Source organism: Polynucleobacter sp. JS-JIR-II-c23 (assembly GCF_035011225.1).
Lineage (GTDB): Bacteria > Pseudomonadota > Gammaproteobacteria > Burkholderiales > Burkholderiaceae > Polynucleobacter.
Genome location: NZ_JAYGQT010000001.1, coordinates 524,207 through 544,696, shown reverse-complemented (window position 1 = coordinate 544,696; position 20,490 = coordinate 524,207). Strand labels below are relative to the sequence as shown.

The following is a 20,490-nucleotide window of genomic DNA, read 5'->3' as shown; positions in this document are numbered from 1 at the left end:
TTAACAAGCCTCATTAAAAAGTGGTGGTGGACAGGTTTGTCCCAATAGTTCTGTTCTCAGTTTAGGGGCGCTTGTTTTAGGATCTAACCAAATTCCAAAAAATGCCTTTGAAAACTCTGCCCCAGGTATTTGTGCGATTTGTTTGCCATCATGATAAAAAACGGTTCCTTGCTTAGGGGAATAGATAGCAGTCAAAGTCTGCCCTGACTCAACATTAGGCAAGAATGACGCCAACTCCTTACCCCAAAGGGCAGCCTGATCATCAGGTACGCCAGTGCGCTTCATTTCCTCTGCGCTCCGATTGGCGATCGATTTACCGGAGAAGGATTTTTGATAGCGCATATCCAATGCAAACTCGGAGGAAGACAGTGAACCCACCCTATAAAAGGAAGCATCGTAAATATGCAGACCCCACCAAGTCAGTCGACCGCTTCCTTGCAGTTTTGCAGTACTTAAATATGCAGTCATCTCCGAAGGATCGCGAGCAAAGCTGAGCGGCACCAAGAAACTCAGTAGAGTGGCGATGAGGAGAAGATGAATTTTCTTCATTGCTGTGCTGACCTTGAACGGGCCTTCACAAAACGTAACGCTGCTGGCCCAAAGAAATTAGATATCGCATGCCGATTCTTGGCAAAAAAGAGATAAGCCAATTTCAAGAATGGCTGAAGTGGCTTTCTTGAAAAGAACCAGGCCATACGAGGTAAGTTTGCACGACGATAGGCCTCAGGAAAAACTGAGACGCCTTGTATCAATTTGCCACTAGCAAACTGACCATACATCGCCGCCAATGCAGCCTCACAAGAGACGCCCACCTTTTGAGGATCATACTGATCTGAGTTAATGTCGACAAAGCCCAATAGATTGTCTTGATTGCGTCCCGATAAAAAGAGAATCTCCGCCTGGCACAACGGGCAAGCGCCATCGTAAAACAAGGTGAGCTTTTCTAATTGAGTCATTGTTCAGCAAGTTTACGGCTTATTCAATAAACTGGCTGACACGGATATTTTTAAGGTTGCTATGCAAAAAGAAGTTGCGCTAAATGTTTTTGGTGAACCCCTCATTCCCTGCTCTTTCGATCCCCTAACAGGGTTTTTTAGGGATGGCTGCTGCAAAACCAATGAAGAGGATGTGGGCAGTCACTTAGTTTGTGCGATTGTGACCAATGAATTTTTACAATTTAGCCTGCAAAAAGGAAATGGCCTCATCACCCCAAGACCAGAGTATCAATTTCCAGGTTTAGTGGCAGGCGACCAATGGTGCTTATGCATCAATCGCTGGGTGGAGGCACTCAATGCCCAATGCGCACCATTTATCAAACTGGAAAGTACTCACATCAAGGCGCTAGAGACTGTCCCCCTGAATATCCTGAAAGAATATTCGAGAGAAATGTAAAGGCGTGAAAGCGTTTTATACCGACCATTTTGTATTACCGCTTCCAGAGGGTCATCGCTTCCCAATGGAAAAGTATTTACGCTTACGTGATTTAGTGAGCGGGGAAAAAAATATTGAGCTTGTAGAAGCGCCGGCAGCTACTGACACCCAAATTCTGTATGCTCACGATCCACGCTACCTCATTAAAGTTATTGAGGGAAAGCTTTCTCCGCAAGAGCAAAGAGAAATTGGATTTCCGTGGAGCGGGCAGATGGTGGAACGTTCACGTCGTTCAGCGGGCGCCACAGTGGCTGCAACCAAAACCGCTTTACGAGATGGTATTGCTGCCAATCTTGCGGGGGGCACCCATCATGCTTATCGGGATTCTGGCAGCGGGTTTTGCGTTTTCAATGATTCAGCTATTGCAGCCCGCACTTTACAAAAAGAGATTAGCTCATCCCTGAAGATTGCAGTGATTGATTTGGATGTGCACCAAGGAAATGGCACTGCGTCGATTTTGCAAAATGACGATTCTATTTTTACCCTCTCTATTCATGGTGAAAATAACTTTCCATTTAAAAAAGAGGAGAGCGATCTTGATTTAGGGTTGGCAGATGGTTGTGATGATGCAAGCTATTTACATGCCCTGAGCCAATCCCTGGATCAACTGGATTCACGCTTCAAGGCGGACTGCCTCATTTTCTTAGCTGGAGCAGACCCCCATGAAGGCGATCGCCTAGGAAGACTGAATGTCAGTACAGCAGGAATGCGCTTGCGGGATGAGACGGTATTTCAGTATGCCTTGGATAGACAACTACCCATCGCGTTTTCAATGGCGGGCGGCTACGGAAAGGAAATAACATCCACAGTGGATATTCACTTTCAAACCATTAAGACCGCCCTACAATTTCAGAAGCAATATTAAATCTCTAGCTCTTCTTTTTTGAGGCACTTTTTGGGCTAGCGAGATTACTGACATTCTCAACACTCTTCTCAAAATTCGTAAATGAGTCTGCCATTGCGGCACGAATCAATTCAAAATTTTGCAGAGCATTATTAAATGAGGTTTTAAATACTGAGACATAAGCCTCGCTACCAAGCGGTGCATTATCTGTCGCATCATTTACAAAGTGAATTAAATCTGCCTTAGATTCTTGAATCATGGTTTCAGCAATATCAGCCAGCTCTTGATTACCACTTTTAAGCACCTGAAGTAATTGGTTGTGATATTGGGAGATCTCTTTGGCGGCATCCTGCAATACCTCTGCATGAACAAATTCAAATGCAGCCCGAGGGTCCTGGGTTTTCATTAGCTCGGATACTCTTTTCTGAATCATACCGGCTAATTCCTGCGTCGCCTGCTGATTAATCTGTGCGATTGCCTGAGCACTTTCAATCGCTACACGCCCAGCCGCCTTGGTCGCATCAATTGCTCTTTGTTGTCCTGGCATTGCATTCATATCAAGTGATTTCTTGCTCATATCAGCCTTTCAGATGGATTGGTTCATCTACCAATCTACTCTCGTTCAGGTGGGTTTCTATAGAGAAATACCAGTAGATGAGTCAGATACATGCAAAAGAAAAGCCCCAGCCATTGCTAGCTAGGGCTCTATAACTGATAAGCCAGGGAAGACTCTGATTCTTACTTTGTATCCGACTTCTTCTTTGGAAGACTGTTCAGAGTCTCAGCACTATTGAGCTGTTGATCTACTAAATAGAGCGTACCACCATAGTTGGCTTGCAAATCGTATCCCGAGAGCCCCACTGTATAGAAGGTAATGTCAGGGTTAAAGGAACGAATCGTGCCACCGGAACCAGCAGAAAAATTCGCGTCCACATCAATACCACCACGACGACCATCAATCGAGGTCAATAAAAACTGATCGATAGCCCCCGGGGTCTTAAAGATCGCCACTTGGTATTGGTCTTGATAACCAGCCCCTAAGCCCTCACCCGTTTTGAGTGCTTGCATAAAAATAGGCTCCTTGCGACGCTTATCAAACAAGACACCCTCACCGCGGGCAACTACCAGCAAAACGATATTGACATTGGTAGTCGTAAAGACTGCATAGCCAGCTGCCTGATTAATTTCTTTTTCGACATCCGGCTTTTGCTTGATCAGTGCGTCAAGACCCGTCTTAGACATCTTTAACGTAGCGTCACGCTTTTGAATAATCTCTGCAGTAGTGAGTGGCTTACCATCTTGTCCGGTCGATTGGCAACCAGTCAGAAAAGCTGCCGCAAGCAAAGTTAAAGCAACGTATTTTGAAAAATATTTAAATGTCATAGTTATAGCTAAATTTATTTATACGGTTTGAATAGCAACGGGTGCCATCAGGATTGATACATCAGCCTCAGCAGGCTTCGTCAATACATAGGAGAAAACACAAGCTGCCAAAATAATAAGTGCGCCTGCCACCAGGCTCCAAGTTCTGATATTCGACTTCAATCTAAAGCTCCCTTCTTTATATTTACCATCTGCAATCGCTCCCAAATTCCTTTTCAGGCGGATTTCCGCTCCCTGGGTAACAGGTTCTATTTTAAGGGCATACTAGAGTCACTATGAAAGCATCTCATTGGACACAATTCTGGCATCAAATAGGCGCCACTCACCGACTCATCATTGTCGTACTCGCTGGGCTTGGATCTTATTTCGCAATTCCAACCGATCAGAGCCCAACTGTTCGTTTGGCGCTTTCCTGGGCGACTGCTGGAGGGCTGTACTTGACGCTCACGTACATCATGATGTATTTCTCCACCAAAGAAAATATTTTTGGCCTCTCGAAAAAGGAGGACGATGGTGCGGCGATGATTCTATTAATCATCGTACTTGCAGCCGCAGCCAGTTTAGTGACGATTGTGATCATTCTTTCAGGCATTAAGGCACTTCCAACCAATCTTGCCATTCGTCATGTGGGCCTGGTTTTAGCAACCTACATCATTTCGTGGCTATATGTACACACCGCATTTGCTCTGCACTATGCGCATGTTTACTACAAAGAACTCGAAAAGACGAAAGAAGCACCCTTGCTATTTGCCTCTAAATTAAAGCCAACCTATGTGGACTTCCTTTATTTCTCCATGGTCATTGGCATGACTTGCCAAACCGCTGATGTCAATATTGCCAGCTCCAGAATCCGGTTCGTAGTCATGCTCCAAGGAATGACTGCTTTCGTCTTTAATGCCTCTTTGCTTGCCTTAGCTATTAACTTGATCTCAGGAGTAGTTGCACTTTCCTGAGTAACTATTGATTGCTGGAAGCAACCACAAAAGAAAAGGCCAACTCTAGAGTTGGCCTTTTTATCATTACATGCCTTAGCTTAAATTATTTAATTCACTGGAACCAAAATCTTAGGCTGAGCTAATTTGACATAATTTATTTCTTTAGCGTTCACATCCATTTTTTTCAGATCAAACGCATAAGTATTATTATTTTCAAACATCTTTACGTTGTAAACCATGGTTTTATTATTGGCCACGATAGTCCACTCAGTTACCTCATAGCCACCAGTGCCACCACCATAAGGATTGCTAGCTGGCAAGGTTACTGATCCAGGAGGAATATCAAAGCTTCCTAGGATGTGCCAAGCAGCACCGTCCATTTGAGCGTTGGTAAAGTTTGTTGGCACTGAGTTGGATAGAAATAGTGCGCGAATAAAACGGCTTGGGCTCAGGAAGTCGCCAGGAAGACCATGCAATCCATTGCCAGAACTCGGTGCTGCGTAAGTAGCGCCATTAATAACTAGCGGTGGCTTTTCTACCTTAGAGAGATTTGAATAGTTACCAATGCTATTGAGGTGATCCTGAAATGGGGGATCATTTGTCAACACAGTCGTTGGATTGTCCATGATAGATAATCCATTTTTGGAATACTCGACCACAATGCTTTTGCCATTGCTATCGTGCAATGTATAGTGTACTGGCGGGGTCTGATTGCCGTAAACAGCCAACTTGGCGCCATTGACTTTAATCTTTGGCAGACCAGCTTTCACTTCATCAACAGTAGCAAAATTCGTCAGCACATAAGTGAGCACCTGAACTGAATTGATGCTGCTGGATGACTCAGCCTGAGTAACTGCTGGGTAAGCAGCGCTATTTGGAAAGTTGAGTACGCCTCCAATGAGGCCCTTTTCATTCATGCCGTCCACAAGCTCAGGCAAGCCAAGTGCATTCATACCAGCTACTGCATATTTTGCGCTCCAATTCAGGCCTGAACCGTATTTACCGTCAATACCAATTCCTTTGTGGGCATAAGCTCTTGGAATAGTCGTTAACTGAGAATTCAAGGGTAAGCCAAATTCCATCGTACGGCCATAAACATAGCCACCATCACTACCTTTGAGCAAGAAGCTAGTACAGGCATAACTCACTAGTGGTGCAAATGCCAAAGTCACTGAAACCGAAGCAGCCAGTACTTTTTTGAATATCTGTTGTTTCATGATTAACTTCCAATCTTTTATAAGTTAGTACTTTTAAGGTGAATTACTTCAGAATAAATAGCGCATCTATTGCGCGATCAAAAATTACTTGTAAAAAATGAGTCTTAGAACTTAAAAGTAGCGGCCAACTGCGGACCCTTAAAGGTAGTTTTTTGTAACAGGCCATCGCCCTTCATGTCGTAGTACATAGTGCGGTAGGCGAGAGATACGTCAACCCATTTTTCAAAGGTTTTACCCACCCCAAGAATACCCTGCCAAGTCATGTTGGTTGTGCCACCGCCGCCACCGATATCAGCATAAAAAGGGATATACCAAGTAGAGTCAGCAATGCGATAACGACCTTTGAAACCCACAATCGGATCGGCGGTAGAAACTGATTTAGAGTCAACTGCGCTTCTTGATTGTCCAAACGCAGACAGATCCAGCGAAACAGTAGCTGTTGCCATAATGCCTCGTACACCAACCAGGCCATCCAAATAAATATTCTGATTATTTAATACTGTGTATGTAGCTGCGCCAGTAATAATATTCTGTTGCATAGTGACCTTGTTCGCGGCATGAACTGGTACAGCGCCTGCAACACGTGTTTGCTCGGTCACATTTATATTGCTAGTTGTTTGCAAAGTGGCTGACACGATGTCGCCCAACATACCCCAATTACCATAATGCGCCTCGGCAGAAATCATGCCGCCGGACTTGAGATCTCCCAGGACATTACTTGTAGAAAGTTTTGCGGTATTCAGGTAGCGATCGTTATAAAAAAGAGTAGATGAAATTCCGGCACCCCAAAGATAAGGCGTCACCTCAAAGCGCCACTCATCTGAAATTTTCGGAAGTGGTGAGAGACCCTCCCCTGCATGAGAAACGCTTACAGACATAAAGACTGAAGATGTGGCTATTAGAGTTGCAAGAATTTTCTTATTCATAAAAGGACTGATGGTGCTTGATAAAAACAATTTCATAAAAGGTGATGCCACCCTAAGGTGGCATTTATTACATTTAACTCTTTTTCGCCTATGGCGTTACAACATGCCAAACATTGTTGACGTTATCACCCGTCTTATCGCCAGGATTTTTATCTTTAATGAAGAAGTACAGTGGCTTGCCTTTGTAGGTCAATTGCTTCTGACCATCGTTACGACTAATGTAAGAAAAGTCACCGGAGAGCTTAATACCAAGCTCTACGTAGACTGGAGGCCAGTTAGTCGCACAAGTTGCAACGCACTCTGACTTGCCTGAGCCAGCCTGATCCTTATCAAAGGTATAAATGGTCTTGCCATAGCTACTGGTCAAAATACCGTTTGTTACTTTAATAAAATCTGCTGAAGATGTTTTGACATCGGGCGTACCTGAGCAAGCAGCCAATCCCAATGCAACTGTTAATACCGCGCAAAGTCTTAATAAATATTTCATTGTGGATCCTTTTATATAAGCTACAAATTAATTACCTGGGCCGACCAAAGTAACTTCAATGCGACGATTCTGTGCACGGCCTTCTGGAGTTGCATTAGAAGCAATTGGATTAGATTCACCCATGCCTTGAGCAGAAATAAGACTCTGACTTACGCCCTTGCGAATGAGGTAGTCAACTACGTTATCCGCTCTCTTGGATGACAGATCGAGATTGGTTGTAATTCCTTGCTTACGAAGATCAGCACCAATTGCAACATTATCTGTATAGCCACGAACCACTACCTTGGTATTTTTGAAGCCAGATAATGTTGGCGCCATTTTTGCCAATACCTGCTCAGCTTTGGCATTCAAACGATAGCCACCTTCTGGGAATAAAATTTTGTCGCGGATCGTGATTCGCAGCTCGCCCTGTAATTGGCGAATTTCTACTTCATCACCCTGGTAGGCCTGTTGAAGCTGGCTGTATGCCTGGTCCAATTGGTTGTATTTACCTTCGGTGACACAGGCACTCAAGAGCGCAAGTGCTGCAATAGATAAGGCCATTAATCCTTGTTTCATGAAACTCATGTCATTTCTCCAGATTCTGTAAAAAATTAGCCCTGCAGGCATTGAGACCACTATAGCCCAAAGGCTAGTTCACGCCCTTCAAATAGCCATAAAAAATCGTAATTTTTATGAAAAATCTATAAATAACCCGTTTTAAGCGCGCTCCGGGCCTTGAAATCGATTATCTATAAATTCGATCATAAATATCAAATTTATTCATTAGACAAATAATCAAGTGAGGTTCAAAATTCACACAGTTGCAGTAGTTACTAAAGAAATTGATTAACCAACACTAGGAGCACAGTATGTCCATTATTAATACCGCAGTTCAACCATTTAAAACCGAAGCTTTCCACAATGGTAAGTTTGTAACCGTTACTGACGAATCCCTCAAGGGTCACTGGTCAGTTCTGATTTTCATGCCAGCAGCTTTTACTTTTAACTGCCCAACAGAAATTGAAGATGCAGCTGAGAACTATGCTGAATTCCAAAAGTTAGGCGCTGAAGTGTATATCGTGACAACCGATACTCATTTCTCACACAAAGTGTGGCATGAGACTTCTCCTGCTGTTGGTAAAGCAAAGTTCCCGCTCGTTGGCGATCCAACACACACACTGACAAACGCTTTCGGTGTTCATATTCCTGAAGCTGGTTTGGCATTGCGTGGCACATTCATCATCAACCCAGAAGGCATCATTAAGACAGCAGAGATTCATTCAAATGAAATCGCTCGTGATGTTTCTGAAACATTGCGTAAGTTGAAGGCCGCTCAGTACACAGCAGCACACCCAGGCGAAGTATGCCCAGCTAAGTGGAAAGAAGGCGCAGCAACATTGACTCCATCTTTGGATCTCGTAGGCAAGATCTAAGTTGAATCAGTAATCCATAGACTCTCTTCGGAGAGTCTATTGGAGAGGACCAGATCCTGCCCAATAGACTCACCTAAAAAATACCCAAGGAAATCACCATGCTCGATACCAATATCAAATCCCAGTTAAAGGTATATTTTGAAAAGATTGTTAGCCCCATCGTTCTCGTGGCTAGCCTAGATGACAGCGACAGCTCCAAGCAGATGCTTGAACTCTTAAATGAAGTGACTGAGCAGTCTGACAAGATCACCCTTAAAACAGATGGTCGAGCTGAACATAAGCCTAGCTTTACCGTTAGCAAGACTGATCAAGATGCTCGCATTACCTTTGCCGGCCTACCAATGGGTCATGAGATGACCTCTTTCATTTTGGCTATTTTGCAGGCAAGCGGCTACCCAGCCAAAGTAGAGCAAGAAGTGATTGATCGCATTACTAGATTGGATGGCAAGCTTAGCTTTCAGACCTTCATCTCTTTGTCATGCCACAACTGCCCTGACGTTGTTCAGGCGCTGAATTTAATGGCAGCCCTTAATCCAAACGTTACCCATGAAATGGTTGATGGCGCCCTTTACCAAGGCTTGGTAGATCAATACCAAATCATGGCTGTACCAACTGTGATTCTCAATGGCGAAGTATTTGGTCAAGGCCGCATGAGTGTTGAAGAGATTGTTGCCAAGCTTGATACCTCTACCCCTAAAGAAGAGGCTGCAAAGCTTTCTGCTAAGGAGTCCTTTGATGTTTTAGTCATTGGCGGTGGGCCTGCTGGTGCTGCTGCTGCAATCTACGCGGCACGTAAAGGTATTCGCACCGGCATTGTGGCTGAACGTTTTGGCGGGCAAGTCATGGACACCATGGGCATTGAAAACTTCATTTCTGTAAAAGAAACTGAAGGACCTAAATTAGTGCAAGCACTCGAGCAACATGTGAAGAGCTATGAAGTCGACATCATGAATTTACAGCGCGCCAATGCCTTGCGCAAAACGAATCATTGCCTTGAAGTGGAATTAGCCAACGGCGCAGTACTCAATAGCAAGTCTGTAATCATCAGTACTGGTGCTCGCTGGAGAGAAATGAATGTGCCTGGCGAACAAGAATACCGCGGCAAAGGAGTTGCCTATTGCCCTCACTGTGATGGCCCGTTATTTAAAGGCAAGCGTGTAGCAGTAATTGGTGGCGGTAACTCTGGTGTTGAAGCTGCTATTGATTTGGCAGGCATTGTTAGCCATGTCACTCTCATCGAGTTTGATAGCAAGCTCCGTGCAGATGCGGTATTGCAAAAGAAGATGGCTAGCATGCCAAACGTAACCGTCATCATGAGCGCGCTCACCAAAGAAGTATTGGGTGCCAATGGCAAGGTCAATGGCTTGCGCTACCAAGATCGCACCAACAATACTGAGCATAATATTGAACTGGAAGGTATTTTTGTCCAAATCGGCTTGTTACCAAATACTGATTGGCTTAAAGGTAGCATCGATTTATCCAAGCACGGCGAAGTTATCGTTGATGCAAAAGGTGAAACTTCTTTGCCGGGTGTATTTGCGGCGGGAGACTGCACCACCGTTCCATACAAGCAAATCATTATTGCCATGGGTGAAGGCGCCAAAGTTTCGCTAGGAGCATTTGATTACCTCATTCGCTCATCGGTTACTGAGCCAGAAGAAGCGGTTGCTGCGTAAGCAACAATTAATCGGCAGTAAAACAAAAGGGAGTCTTTCGACTCCCTTTCTCATTTAAAGACAAATATGACTTATTCTGATTGACCTGGTCTAGGCGCTTGCCATGGCCAGCGGCCATCAATCTCTAAAGTCAGAGACCAGCTTAAGAAGCAGCGAATTAATACAATGGCGCCCAATACCGCCACACTAGTCAATGTTGGGCTAATGGCTACAGTACGGATCACATCCCCCGCCACCAGGACTTCGAGCCCCAGAATGAGCGAGCGCACGATTTGTATGCGAAAGGTTTTATAAGCAATATCGGCCGTCTGAGTAATCAGGCCTTTTGCAAAACAGAAGAGGCCCCATAAAACACCGATGGACACTACGGCCACTCCAAGAGCATCCATCACATCACTGACATCTCGAATAATTTCAATTTGATTCATGTTTCGGTCTTTTGAGATTGAATGCCTACATATTAGCTCGTTTAGCACTAGCCCCCGTTATAAATTACACTGTCCCACTGTTGCTATATTAAATCCAAGGGAATCAGAATGAGCTTGATTGACAAATTACAGTGGCGCTACGCCACCAAGAAAATGGACTCCACAAAGTCCGTACCACATGAAAAGGTAGAGTTAATCCTAGAGGCGATTCGCCTAACTGCCAGCTCTAGTGGTCTGCAGCCATACGAAGTATTTGTAATCACCAATAAAGCCATTCGCGAGAAGATTAAAGCCATTTCCTGGGACCAAACCCAAGTAGTGGATTCTTCTCACTTGCTCGTTTTTGCCGCTTGGGACACCTATACGGCAGACCGAATCAATCAATCATTTGATATGACTGAGAAGCTGCGCAACTTCAAAAGCGAAGCTGGTGACATCTATCGTCAGAAGCTGCTAAGTGGTTACACCGCAAGGGATGCTGAAACGAACTACACACATGCTGCAAAGCAAGCTTATATTGGACTTGGTACTGCCCTCATTGCGGCAGCGTACGAGCAGGTAGATTCCACACCAATGGAAGGCTTTGATGCTGCAGCTCTCGATGAAATCCTCGACCTCAAAGCAAAAGGCTTACGCAGTGTTGTTATGCTGCCGCTAGGCTATAGAAAGGCTGATGAGGACTGGTTGCTTAACTTGAAAAAAGTCAGAAAGCCTAAGGAAGACTTTGTTACTTGGATTGAGTAATAAATAGAAGTATAGAAAAAGTAAAAGCCACCCGAGGGTGGCTTTTTTAACAGCAAAATTAACTATTCAGTTAATTAAGCAGCTTTACGGCTTTTAGCAGCTGGCTTAGCAACAGCGTATTGGCCTTGAATGTTTGCCAAAGCAGCATCAACACTCTTCTCAAAGTTAGCAAATGCGTCAGTTGCAGATGCGCGAACTTGGTCAAACTGTTGGAGTGAAGAATCAAATGCAGTTTTGAATGCAGAAACAAAAGCCTCTGAACCAGCAGGAGCTGTCTTAGTAGCTTCTTTAACAAACTTAACCAAATCAGCACGTGCGTCATCAATAGAAGCGTCAACTACTTGAGCAACTTCTTTGTTACCGTTACGAACTACTTGGTTTACCTTAGCTTGGTAAGCAGCAGCATATTTAGCAGCTTCTTGAGCAGCTTCTGGCTGAGCTAATTTAGCTAATTGCTGTGGATCCTTGATTGCCAACAATTGTGTGCTTGTATCTTGGGCAGCAACTAAAGCATCTTTAGCAGCAGCTTGGTTGATTTCAGCTAATTCTTGAGCGCTTTCAACAGCAACTTGTGCCAAATGTTTAGCAGTTTCGATTGCTTTAGCTTGTGCAGAAGCGAGTTGGTCGTTTAATTGAGTTTGAAACATGATTTATCCTAACTTTAAGTAAATGAGGGGGTTTTTATTGCGATGCACCATTTTAAGATCCCCATTTTCCAAAAGCAAGATATTTTTGTTGCAAAGCAACATATATTTTCTAAAACCCCATTTGAAGGCCTTAAATGGGGTTTATTGGGCTATTAAATTCTAATTTTCCCATATAGTTTTTAGGGGAATTAGCTAGAAACTTCCAAAAATCAATATCAATAAAGGCTTAAGCTCCCTTATTTTACCCAGGTAGTAAATTCCTCTGCACTGACTCTAGGGGTACGAAAACTGTTCACTAACGCGTTTTTGTCGGCATAACCTAGTGCCATACCGCACACAAGCATCTCGTTCTCTTGCGCACCAATACAAGGCAGGATGATCTTTGCGTAATCATTCCAAGCAGCTTGTGGGCAGGTATCCAAACCCTCACCTCTGGCAGCAACCATCATATTTTGCAAGAACATTCCATAGTCAAGCATCGAGCCCCTACCAAGCTCTTTATCTATGGTGAAAAATATAGATACTGGCGCACCAAAGGCTTGGAAGTTTTTCCGATGCTGTGCATGCATCTTGTCTTTATCACCTTTTGTAATTCCTAATAGGCCATATAAGCCCCAACCATTTTCACGCCGCCTATCGATATAGGGGCTAAACCATTTAGTTGGGTAATAGTCATATGCTGGTTGATATTCTTTTGCCAACTCAGGATTGAGCGCAATACTGTCGTAAGCAGAGCATACTTTGTCGCATAAAGCTTGAAGCGCTTCTCCCTCTACGACATATGCTTTCCAAGGTTGGGTATTTGTGCCAGAAGGTGCTCGCGCAGAGATATCGAGCAACTTAAGAATGATCTCTTTGGAGACGGCATCTTTGGTAAATGCCCGCACAGACATGCGAGATGTAATGGCTTCAGCTGGAGTTAATGACTTCATTAAGGTCCTCTGTTTTTATTTAGAGCTTCTGGCTCGAGCTTTATGTAATTTTCTATAACTATCGATTAGACGATGGTGTCTATCAAGGCCCTCTAACTTCATACTCGTTGGCGTTAAACCGCAGAAACGAACACTGCCATCGATTGAACCTAAAACAGCATCCATCCTAGCATCGCCATACATACGGCGGAAGTTCGATTCGTAGTCTGTCATCTCTAATTCATCATCTAGGTGAACTTCAAGGGCAGCATCTAGAGCTTGGTAAAACAATTTACGCTCTACTGTATTGTCGTTGTACTGAAGAAAGGCTCCCACTAGCTCATGCGCTTCCTCAAATTGCTTTAGCGCAAGATGAATCAATAGCTTTAACTCGAGAACGGTGAGTTGGCCCCAAACGGTATTCTCATCAAACTCAATGCCAATTAAGGTGGCGATGTCACCATACTCATCTAGTTCGTTATTCTCAAGACGATCCAGTAGAGCTGTTAGGCTGGCATCGTCTAGTTGGGATAAATTGAGAATATCCTTGCGGAACAGCAAGGACTTATTAGTGTTGTCCCAAATCAGGTCTTCGATCGGATAAACCTCAGAATATCCTGGCACCAAAATCCTGCAGGCTGTTGCGCCCAGTTGATCATAGACAGCTACATAAGCCTCTTTGCCAATCTCTTTCAGAATACCGAACAGAGTTTGGGCTTCTTTAATATTCGAATCCTCACCCTTGCTAGAGAAATCCCACTCTACAAATTCATAATCTGATTTGGCGCTGAAGAAACGCCAGGACACAATGCCGCTGGAATCGATGAAGTGCTCAACAAAGTTATTCGGCTCAGTCACGGCCTCACTGGCAAAGGTAGGCGGGGGTAAATCATTCAGACCTTCTAAGCTTCGACCTTGCAATAACTCAGTCAAACTTCTCTCTAAAGCAACTTCAAGACTTGGATGTGCGCCAAATGAGGCAAAGACACCACCTGTTCTTGGGTTCATTAAGGTAACGCACATCACTGGATAGATGCCGCCTAGAGATGCATCTTTAACTAATACTGGGAAGCCCTGCTCCTCCAGACTCTGAATGCCAGCCAGAATACCGGGATATTTCGCGAGCACTTCTTGCGGCACATCCGGCAATGCAATTTCGCTTTCTAGAATTTCACGCTTTACTGCTCGCTCAAAAATCTCTGACAAGCACTGCACCTGGGCTTCGGCTAAGGTATTGCCAGCGCTCATCCCATTACTGACGAACAGATTCTCAATCAGGTTGGATGGAAAATACACAGTCTCGCCGTCAGATTGCCGTATATAGGGCAATGAGCAGATACCACGCTCTACATTACCGGAATTGGTATCCACTAGATGTGAAGCTTTTAGCTCTCCATCTGGGTTATAAATGTTTTGACAGTATTCATCTAGAATTTCAGTGGGCAATGCATCTTTCTTACCAGGCTTGAACCAACGCTCATTGGGGTAATGTACAAATTCTGCATTAGCAATGTCCTCGCCCCAATATGCACCGGCATAAAAATGGTTATTACTCAAGCGCTCGATATATTCACCCAGAGCAGAAGCCAAAGCGCTTTCTTTGGTTGCGCCTTTACCATTGGTAAAGCACATCGGGGAATGCGCATCACGAATATGCAAGGACCATACATTTGGAATCAGGTTGCGCCACGACGCGATTTCGATCTTAATACCCAGGTTAGCCAAAAGACCTGACATATTGGCAATGGTTTGCTCTAGGGGCAGATCTTTACCCAAAATATGGGTGCTAGCGCTAACGTCAGGCCTTAAGGTCAATAGACTCTGCGCATCAGCGTCAAGATTGGCAACTTGCTCAATAACAAACTCGGGACCCTCCTGAACAACTTTTTTAACCGTACAACGCTCAATTGATCGCAGAATACCTTGTCGATCAGTTACTGAAATATCGGCCGGCAGCTCAACTTGAATCTTAAAGATTTGTTTGTAGCGATTTTCTGGGTCGACAATATTGTTTTGCGAGAGACGGATATTCTCAGTAGAAATATTCCGAGTTTCGCAGTACAGCTTTACAAAATAAGCTGCACATAAAGCTGATGAAGCTAAGAAGTAGTCAAATGGTCCTGGCGCAGATCCATCGCCCTTATAGCGGATTGGTTGGTCAGCAATGACCGTAAAGTCATCAAACTTTGCTTCTAGACGAAGCTTATCGAGAAAATTGACTTTAATTTCCATGGGGATGATTCCAAAATAGTGCGAAAGATGGCATGAGCGCTATTATCCCCCGCAACACCATTACCGTCCCCGCATCAGTCGAGTAGATGACCAGTCTTTACAAAGATAGTGCAGCCTTCTTTGCTAAAAGGCTGATGCAGACTCATATGAGGGCTTCTAATCCAGGAACCAGCAGGATAGCGCCCATGCTCATCCTCAAATACGCCTTCAACCACAAAGATTTCCTCACCGCCGTAATGTTTATGGGGATTGAAATAGGTCTGAGGAGCCCATCGAACTAAAGTAGATCCGCTACCTTGTTGCATTAGTGGCATTACATTAAGACCGGGAACCATACCCTGGTACCAAGGAGCAGTTTTAGTGTTAATGACTTCTCGCTCCAATTGATCTGGACCCAGATGCCGTAGCTTCACAAACAGAGTGCAGCCAGTTTGACTAAATGGCGCATGAGAGGATCCCGGGGGATTCATGAGATAGGTGCCGGCAGGGTAGTCTCCTGTCTCGTCACTAAAGATACCATCTAAAACCAAGATCTCCTCACCAAATTCATGTGTGTGAGTTTTAAATTGGGTTCCAGCTTGATAGCGCACGATAGAAGTTGCCTTTGCCACTTCATCACCGATACGATCGAGCATACGGCGCTCAACCCCAGGCTCAGGACTAGGTACCCATGGTAAGTCATGGTGGTTTACAACGACTTTCTTGCTGTAATCAGAATTGATATTCACTTAGGACATTTCATATATACAAACATAGCTAAGCATAGCAAGCAAATAGAGTTGATGCTGAATAAGCCCTCAAATTAGAGCTCTATCACTTTATTTTTATAAGCTCCAGCCAGGGCTTTTTTCAATATCTTATAGATATCGAGATCAAACTCACCTTCTCCAAACTCAGCCAATTCATGAAGTTCATCGTGATTGATAGCAGTACCCAGGTAACACCACCTATCTACTACGATCATCTCATCACCCTCTTTAATGGCAATAGCTCCGGAATAAGGCCATACCTGCACCTTGAATAACTCCATTACTGTCCTCAATTGCAGGTTGTGCATAGCAACCGGTTTGAGATTGATGCAAGCTCCCTCACATTGCTTCACCTGATATCCAAAACAAGATTTGCCGTCCAATCTTTTTTCAAGTCCTAATAGCGCCTCACATAAGCGATGTTTTTTTGCAATCGCTTTTAAGTAAGCGTGCGCCTCTCGCTTGCTATAAAACAAACCGTATAAGTTCGCTTGCAGGCCGGGGGCAAGATGATGATGCGTTACCAGCTGAGGAACAAGGACTCCAGATGCATCCTCCTCTAAACGCCATGCGCATAAATCCTTAGATTTACGAAGTTTGATATTCATTACAGGCATGCGCTCTTTGATTAATTTGGATTCAAGAATTAAGGCGCCTAACTCACCAGTAGTCTCAATCCAATCAATGTCGCGAACTTGCAACGAAAGCTTCATTTCCTTACGCTGTGTTAATGCCCCCTGAAAATGTCCCATCACCCTACTGCGTAACGAGATACTTTTACCAATATAGAGTGGGGTCTTGTTATCCCCATAAAAGATATAGCAACCCGGGCCATCCGGAATTAAATCTACTGCATGCTGATCAATGTTTGGAGGAAGACTAGGGTTGCCAATCAGCTGGTTGATTGCCTGATTTAATTTATCAAACCCAACTTGAGATTCGCATACTCGCCAAAACTGAAGTAGTAGATCTGCATCGCCTAGCGCGCGGTGCCTAGCACTCACTTTCAATCTGTGCGCGCTAATAATAGTATCGAGATTATGACGAGGCTGTTCTGGAAACAACAATCTGGATAGCTTTACTGTACATAAGACTTTTGGCTTAAAGTCAATTCCGATTCTTTTAAAGGAGGCTTTGATAAACCCATAGTCAAATCTAGCGTTGTGAGCAACAAATATTTTTCCCTGAAGCTCTTTTGCCAACTCCTCAGCGATCTCAGAAAAACATGGTTGAGACTCGACCATAGATGGAACTATGCCCGTCAGTTTTTGAATGTTTTGTGGAATGAAGACCTGGGGGTTAATTAACCTTTCCCATACATGAATTTCATGACTTGCCAGGGTTTTAATCCCTATCTCTGTAATTCGATCACGCTCAAAATTCGACCCCGTGGTTTCAATATCAACAAATGCTAAATCAGGGTATGAGTGCAGCTTAACGTCCACGCTAAAGGTCTTAGATTTAATTAGTTTGTGGAGGTATCTCTATTCAAATATTCAGCAAAGCTAAAAATTGAGTTAGGACCACGAGGGATATTCTCCACCTTTTTAAAGGGGGTTTTAACTACCCTCTGAACTTCCCTCTTTCGCTTCTTTTCGTGCCCTACATTCATTAAAGGCTCAAGCGGCAAATAAGGCTTTCGCTCAGGGGCGGCCTGCGCCTCGCTAAACCGTGGAATGTAATCTTTGATTGCGGTAGCTAAAGTGACATTAGAGATGCAACTCATCATATAAGTTTCAAGCGATTGATAAAGGTCTTTAGCGATGTCTGCCACTTCGACTTTTTTCTTCTTAATTTGGTTCATCGCTAAAACAATATCTTTGATGGTGATAACTCGAGGGTCTTTTGATAGCAGATATCCACCAGATCGGCCTTTGATGCCAATCACAAGACCTGACTCCCTGAGTGGGCGTAGCAACAACTCAAGACGACTAATCGATATATGCTGCCTCTTTGAAATCTCTGGGACGGTTACAAGTTGCCCATTCACGGAGTGACTGGCAATATCAACCAAAGTGTTGAGCGCTGACTTAACTGCTTTTGTGACTTCCATGGTTTTTTGGGTCTAAAAATGAGATTGGGGCTAGTATGAAACTGATTCCAAACTTGTGCTGCAGCACATTCATTAACCCTATTTCATTTATGGTTGAAGTTACAGTCCAGCGAACTCTTCTCAAGTAATAGGTGCAGTGGCGCACATAGCAATACAGCATTTTTCTCGCTACTTTGATCATCCCAGATGGGCTCTAACGGCAGCAATCAAAGGCAGCTGTTGCTCGCGCCTTAAAAACTGTCCTAACTCGACTCGTAAATGAGATTGGCTGATGTGGAATACCTTTGACTCCTCGGTTGGCAAGTCTATTTTTGCCCACTGTGTATTAAATTCATGGACAGTTTCCTTGTAGCCGATAAATTTTTTGACTATTAAGCGCTTGCCTTCAATTTCAATGGTTTCAGAATCGAGGGCATGCCGGCAATAGATTAAAAATCCAAGTGTTACCGCACTTAACTCTAAGGCCGTAAAAATGGGGATAACCCATACCCCCGCCAAAAAGAAGCCTCCCGCAACGATCAGCGAGAGACAGACCAAAACAATGTAAAACTGAAGCAGTTGCTTTGGCGTCAGCGCACAATTTCTTCGCATTTGCCAACGCTTCATTCTCAATCTACCTATTAGATGATTAGCTAAAAGGGTTAATGAATTTTTTTACGATCTTGCTCTTTGGCTAGCTGATCAGCGCTTCTTTGCTGAAAATCAACCATAGTGTGATAGCCCATTTGATAACAAGGGCAATGCTTACCCAGAATCCAACGAGCGAGTTTAATACGAAGTTTTTGTAACATGGGTGCCTCCTAATGGCGTTGCTTTATTCTGACTCGGAATTACTCTGATCTACTTGCCTGCCGATGTCAGGCGCCAGATCTTTTGACTTGTTCAAGGTAAGGCTTGGGGCAGCCATTTTTTCTCCATCCCAAACTTGTCCACACCAGCACTCGCCAACATCATTAATGATGCAAACACCGGAGCCGCAGCATCGCTTATCTGGGGCTTTCATGGATATGCCTTCTCTAGAAATTGAAATTAAGACTATTCTAGGGTTTTTAGAGAATTAGTGCTTACCACTTGCCAGCAATGATGCAAAGTTCGTTATTTGAAACTAACCCCGCCGATTGCACCCGAAACCTGCTACCAAAGGATGGATGTGCTCATTACTATTCCGGCATCTTTTCTGAGCAGAAGACCACCCAATTAATGAATCAACTGAAAGAGTCTCTTGTTTGGGAATCTGATCGACTGGTTATGTTTGGCAAAACAATCACTACTCGCCGGCAAGTTGCTTGGGTGGGAGAGCCCTCTTGCTCCTACACCTACTCTGGGATAACAAAGAGTCCTCAAGGATGGACGCCCGAACTATTAATGATAAAAGCTAGGCTAGAAGAAATATCTCAATCTGAATTTAACTCTTGCCTACTCAATTTTTACCATGATGGTGATGACGGCATGGGATGGCATAGTGATGATGAGAAAGAGCTTGATGCATCGTCCCCTATTGCATCGTTTAGTCTTGGCGCTAAACGCAAGTTCGCCTTTAAACACAAGCAAGATAAAACAACCGTCTCTATATTCCTAGAAAATGGTAGCGTATTAATAATGCATGCACCTACTCAAGAATTTTGGCATCATGCCTTATTGAAAACGAAAACGATAGCTGGATCCCGCATTAACCTGACATTCAGAAAAATAATTAATACTTAGCGATGAGCTTACTTCCAAAACCATTTAGCGCACTTGTCATTGGAGCATCGGGGACTATTGGCTCCCACTTTGTAAAACTACTGCAGAATCATCCATCCTGCTCCAGGGTAATTGGCATTCATCGAAACTCTGATCATGCTATTGACTACTCTCAACCGCCGACTATTGAAGCCTCCGCAAGCAGTCTGGCTGAGTTGGGACCTTTTCAATTGATCATCAACACTATTGGTGTATTACATTCAGAAGAATGGATGCCTGAAAAGAAATTGGATGATTTAAATGCAACTCAATTGGCTGAGATGTTCAACACAAACACTATTGGTCCAGCCCTAACAATCAAGCATTTCTCAAAACTCTTGGATCCAAAGCATAGCGTCATGGCAACGCTATCTGCCAAGGTGGGTAGCATTGAAGATAATCGACTGGGTGGTTGGTATAGCTATAGAGCTTCAAAAGCCGCACTCAATATGATCATCAAAACAGCCTCTATCGAATTTGCAAGAACGAAACCCAATATTGCTTTGATTGCCCTTCACCCAGGCACCGTGAACTCTGGTTTATCACAACCTTTTCGCGGTCAGCAAATCGGCAGGGATCCTTTAGAAGCTGTGACTGATATGTTCAATGTCCTTGCGAATGTAAATAAGGAAGATTCCGGCAGCTTCCTGACTTACTCAGGTGAAAAATTGCCTTGGTAATATGAGCTAT

General features: G+C 44.0%; 27 protein-coding genes. 8 read left to right on the top strand and 19 right to left on the bottom strand.

Features of this window, described 5'->3' with window-relative positions; all coding sequences use genetic code 11:
- Together VC159_RS02840 and VC159_RS02835 are read right to left on the bottom strand one after the other, a co-directional pair.
- Positions 1 to 549 (bottom strand): chalcone isomerase family protein, encoded by a 549-nt coding sequence (locus tag VC159_RS02840; RefSeq protein WP_323472660.1) that lies wholly within the window; start codon positions 547 to 549, stop codon positions 1 to 3.
- Positions 546 to 956, bottom strand: coding sequence for a thiol-disulfide oxidoreductase DCC family protein (locus VC159_RS02835; protein ID WP_215358373.1), 411 nt, complete (start codon positions 954 to 956; stop codon positions 546 to 548). The genes VC159_RS02840 and VC159_RS02835 overlap by 4 nt, the downstream gene beginning before the upstream one ends.
- A 61-nt stretch (positions 957 to 1,017) precedes the next feature.
- Here VC159_RS02835 and VC159_RS02830 point away from each other — a divergent pair, with 61 nt between their 5' ends.
- Entirely contained in the window at positions 1,018 to 1,392 is a 375-nt protein-coding gene (locus VC159_RS02830) for a DUF2237 domain-containing protein (RefSeq protein WP_323472659.1), read from the top strand.
- A 4-nt stretch (positions 1,393 to 1,396) separates the two neighbouring features.
- On the top strand, positions 1,397 to 2,296 hold the full coding sequence (locus VC159_RS02825) for a histone deacetylase (RefSeq protein ID WP_323472658.1): 900 nt from the start codon (positions 1,397 to 1,399) through the stop codon (positions 2,294 to 2,296).
- Positions 2,297 to 2,300: 4 nt separating this feature from the next.
- Here VC159_RS02825 and VC159_RS02820 read toward each other — a convergent pair whose 3' ends face one another.
- From VC159_RS02820 to VC159_RS02810, 3 genes are all read right to left on the bottom strand, one after another.
- Positions 2,301 to 2,852, bottom strand: coding sequence for a phasin family protein (locus tag VC159_RS02820; protein WP_323472657.1), 552 nt, complete (start codon positions 2,850 to 2,852; stop codon positions 2,301 to 2,303).
- A 161-nt stretch (positions 2,853 to 3,013) separates the two neighbouring features.
- Positions 3,014 to 3,658: a hypothetical protein gene (locus VC159_RS02815; protein WP_323472656.1), complete on the bottom strand. Its 645-nt coding sequence runs from the start codon at positions 3,656 to 3,658 to the stop codon at positions 3,014 to 3,016.
- Positions 3,659 to 3,676: 18 nt separating this feature from the next.
- The gene (locus VC159_RS02810) at positions 3,677 to 3,820 is read right to left on the bottom strand and encodes a hypothetical protein (protein ID WP_323472655.1); all 144 of its coding nucleotides are present in this window, start codon (positions 3,818 to 3,820) and stop codon (positions 3,677 to 3,679) included.
- A gap of 113 nt (positions 3,821 to 3,933) precedes the next feature.
- Here VC159_RS02810 and VC159_RS02805 point away from each other — a divergent pair, with 113 nt between their 5' ends.
- Complete coding sequence (locus VC159_RS02805) at positions 3,934 to 4,611, top strand: DUF1345 domain-containing protein (protein ID WP_323472654.1); 678 nt, start codon at positions 3,934 to 3,936, stop codon at positions 4,609 to 4,611.
- Between the two features lie 89 nt (positions 4,612 to 4,700).
- Here the strand turns inward: VC159_RS02805 and VC159_RS02800 are convergent, their stop codons facing one another.
- The 4 genes from VC159_RS02800 to VC159_RS02785 form a co-directional block, all read right to left on the bottom strand.
- The gene (locus tag VC159_RS02800; RefSeq protein ID WP_323472653.1) at positions 4,701 to 5,810 is read right to left on the bottom strand and encodes a choloylglycine hydrolase family protein; all 1,110 of its coding nucleotides are present in this window, start codon (positions 5,808 to 5,810) and stop codon (positions 4,701 to 4,703) included.
- Positions 5,811 to 5,914: 104 nt separating this feature from the next.
- The gene (locus tag VC159_RS02795; RefSeq protein ID WP_323472652.1) at positions 5,915 to 6,772 is read right to left on the bottom strand and encodes a hypothetical protein; all 858 of its coding nucleotides are present in this window, start codon (positions 6,770 to 6,772) and stop codon (positions 5,915 to 5,917) included.
- Positions 6,773 to 6,824: 52 nt separating this feature from the next.
- On the bottom strand, positions 6,825 to 7,223 hold the full coding sequence (locus VC159_RS02790) for a hypothetical protein (RefSeq protein ID WP_323472651.1): 399 nt from the start codon (positions 7,221 to 7,223) through the stop codon (positions 6,825 to 6,827).
- A 27-nt stretch (positions 7,224 to 7,250) separates the two neighbouring features.
- Positions 7,251 to 7,790 carry an OmpA family protein gene (locus tag VC159_RS02785; protein ID WP_323472650.1) on the bottom strand — a complete coding sequence of 180 codons (540 nt, stop codon included), beginning with the start codon at positions 7,788 to 7,790 and terminating at the stop codon, positions 7,251 to 7,253.
- 284 nt (positions 7,791 to 8,074) lie between these two features.
- On the opposite strand from VC159_RS02785, the gene ahpC reads away from it, so the two are divergent.
- A complete protein-coding gene (gene ahpC, locus VC159_RS02780; protein ID WP_215358387.1) occupies positions 8,075 to 8,638 on the top strand; it encodes an alkyl hydroperoxide reductase subunit C in 564 nt (187 codons plus the stop codon).
- 98 nt (positions 8,639 to 8,736) lie between these two features.
- Positions 8,737 to 10,314 (top strand): alkyl hydroperoxide reductase subunit F, encoded by a 1,578-nt coding sequence (gene ahpF / locus VC159_RS02775; RefSeq protein WP_323472649.1) that lies wholly within the window; start codon positions 8,737 to 8,739, stop codon positions 10,312 to 10,314.
- A 71-nt stretch (positions 10,315 to 10,385) separates the two neighbouring features.
- On the opposite strand, the gene VC159_RS02770 is transcribed toward ahpF, so the two are convergent.
- Positions 10,386 to 10,742, bottom strand: coding sequence for a DUF1622 domain-containing protein (locus VC159_RS02770; RefSeq protein WP_072584053.1), 357 nt, complete (start codon positions 10,740 to 10,742; stop codon positions 10,386 to 10,388).
- A 108-nt stretch (positions 10,743 to 10,850) separates the two neighbouring features.
- Between VC159_RS02770 and VC159_RS02765 the strand changes: the two genes are divergently transcribed.
- A complete protein-coding gene (locus VC159_RS02765) occupies positions 10,851 to 11,486 on the top strand; it encodes an NAD(P)H-dependent oxidoreductase (RefSeq protein WP_215358391.1) in 636 nt (211 codons plus the stop codon).
- Positions 11,487 to 11,560: 74 nt separating this feature from the next.
- Here VC159_RS02765 and VC159_RS02760 read toward each other — a convergent pair whose 3' ends face one another.
- From VC159_RS02760 to VC159_RS02720, 9 genes are all read right to left on the bottom strand, one after another.
- Positions 11,561 to 12,133: a phasin family protein gene (locus VC159_RS02760; protein WP_215358392.1), complete on the bottom strand. Its 573-nt coding sequence runs from the start codon at positions 12,131 to 12,133 to the stop codon at positions 11,561 to 11,563.
- Positions 12,134 to 12,369: 236 nt separating this feature from the next.
- The gene (locus VC159_RS02755) at positions 12,370 to 13,065 is read right to left on the bottom strand and encodes a nitroreductase (RefSeq protein ID WP_323472648.1); all 696 of its coding nucleotides are present in this window, start codon (positions 13,063 to 13,065) and stop codon (positions 12,370 to 12,372) included.
- A gap of 15 nt (positions 13,066 to 13,080) precedes the next feature.
- Positions 13,081 to 15,276: an OsmC domain/YcaO domain-containing protein gene (locus tag VC159_RS02750; RefSeq protein WP_323472647.1), complete on the bottom strand. Its 2,196-nt coding sequence runs from the start codon at positions 15,274 to 15,276 to the stop codon at positions 13,081 to 13,083.
- Positions 15,277 to 15,350: 74 nt separating this feature from the next.
- Positions 15,351 to 16,004, bottom strand: coding sequence for a cupin domain-containing protein (locus VC159_RS02745; RefSeq protein WP_215358399.1), 654 nt, complete (start codon positions 16,002 to 16,004; stop codon positions 15,351 to 15,353).
- A 74-nt stretch (positions 16,005 to 16,078) separates the two neighbouring features.
- Complete coding sequence (locus VC159_RS02740) at positions 16,079 to 17,470, bottom strand: 3'-5' exonuclease family protein (protein WP_323472646.1); 1,392 nt, start codon at positions 17,468 to 17,470, stop codon at positions 16,079 to 16,081.
- Between the two features lie 20 nt (positions 17,471 to 17,490).
- Positions 17,491 to 18,078 (bottom strand): RrF2 family transcriptional regulator, encoded by a 588-nt coding sequence (locus tag VC159_RS02735; protein WP_323472645.1) that lies wholly within the window; start codon positions 18,076 to 18,078, stop codon positions 17,491 to 17,493.
- 177 nt (positions 18,079 to 18,255) lie between these two features.
- Positions 18,256 to 18,684 (bottom strand): DUF2244 domain-containing protein, encoded by a 429-nt coding sequence (locus VC159_RS02730; RefSeq protein WP_215358404.1) that lies wholly within the window; start codon positions 18,682 to 18,684, stop codon positions 18,256 to 18,258.
- Between the two features lie 35 nt (positions 18,685 to 18,719).
- Positions 18,720 to 18,869, bottom strand: coding sequence for a hypothetical protein (locus VC159_RS02725; protein ID WP_323472644.1), 150 nt, complete (start codon positions 18,867 to 18,869; stop codon positions 18,720 to 18,722).
- Positions 18,870 to 18,892: 23 nt separating this feature from the next.
- Entirely contained in the window at positions 18,893 to 19,081 is a 189-nt protein-coding gene (locus tag VC159_RS02720; RefSeq protein ID WP_215358408.1) for a hypothetical protein, read from the bottom strand.
- A gap of 77 nt (positions 19,082 to 19,158) precedes the next feature.
- On the opposite strand from VC159_RS02720, the gene VC159_RS02715 reads away from it, so the two are divergent.
- Together VC159_RS02715 and VC159_RS02710 are read left to right on the top strand one after the other, a co-directional pair.
- Positions 19,159 to 19,782 carry an alpha-ketoglutarate-dependent dioxygenase AlkB gene (locus tag VC159_RS02715; RefSeq protein WP_323472643.1) on the top strand — a complete coding sequence of 208 codons (624 nt, stop codon included), beginning with the start codon at positions 19,159 to 19,161 and terminating at the stop codon, positions 19,780 to 19,782.
- Positions 19,783 to 19,784: 2 nt separating this feature from the next.
- Positions 19,785 to 20,480 (top strand): SDR family NAD(P)-dependent oxidoreductase, encoded by a 696-nt coding sequence (locus VC159_RS02710; protein WP_323472642.1) that lies wholly within the window; start codon positions 19,785 to 19,787, stop codon positions 20,478 to 20,480.
- The last annotated feature ends 10 nt before the right edge of the window (positions 20,481 to 20,490 follow it).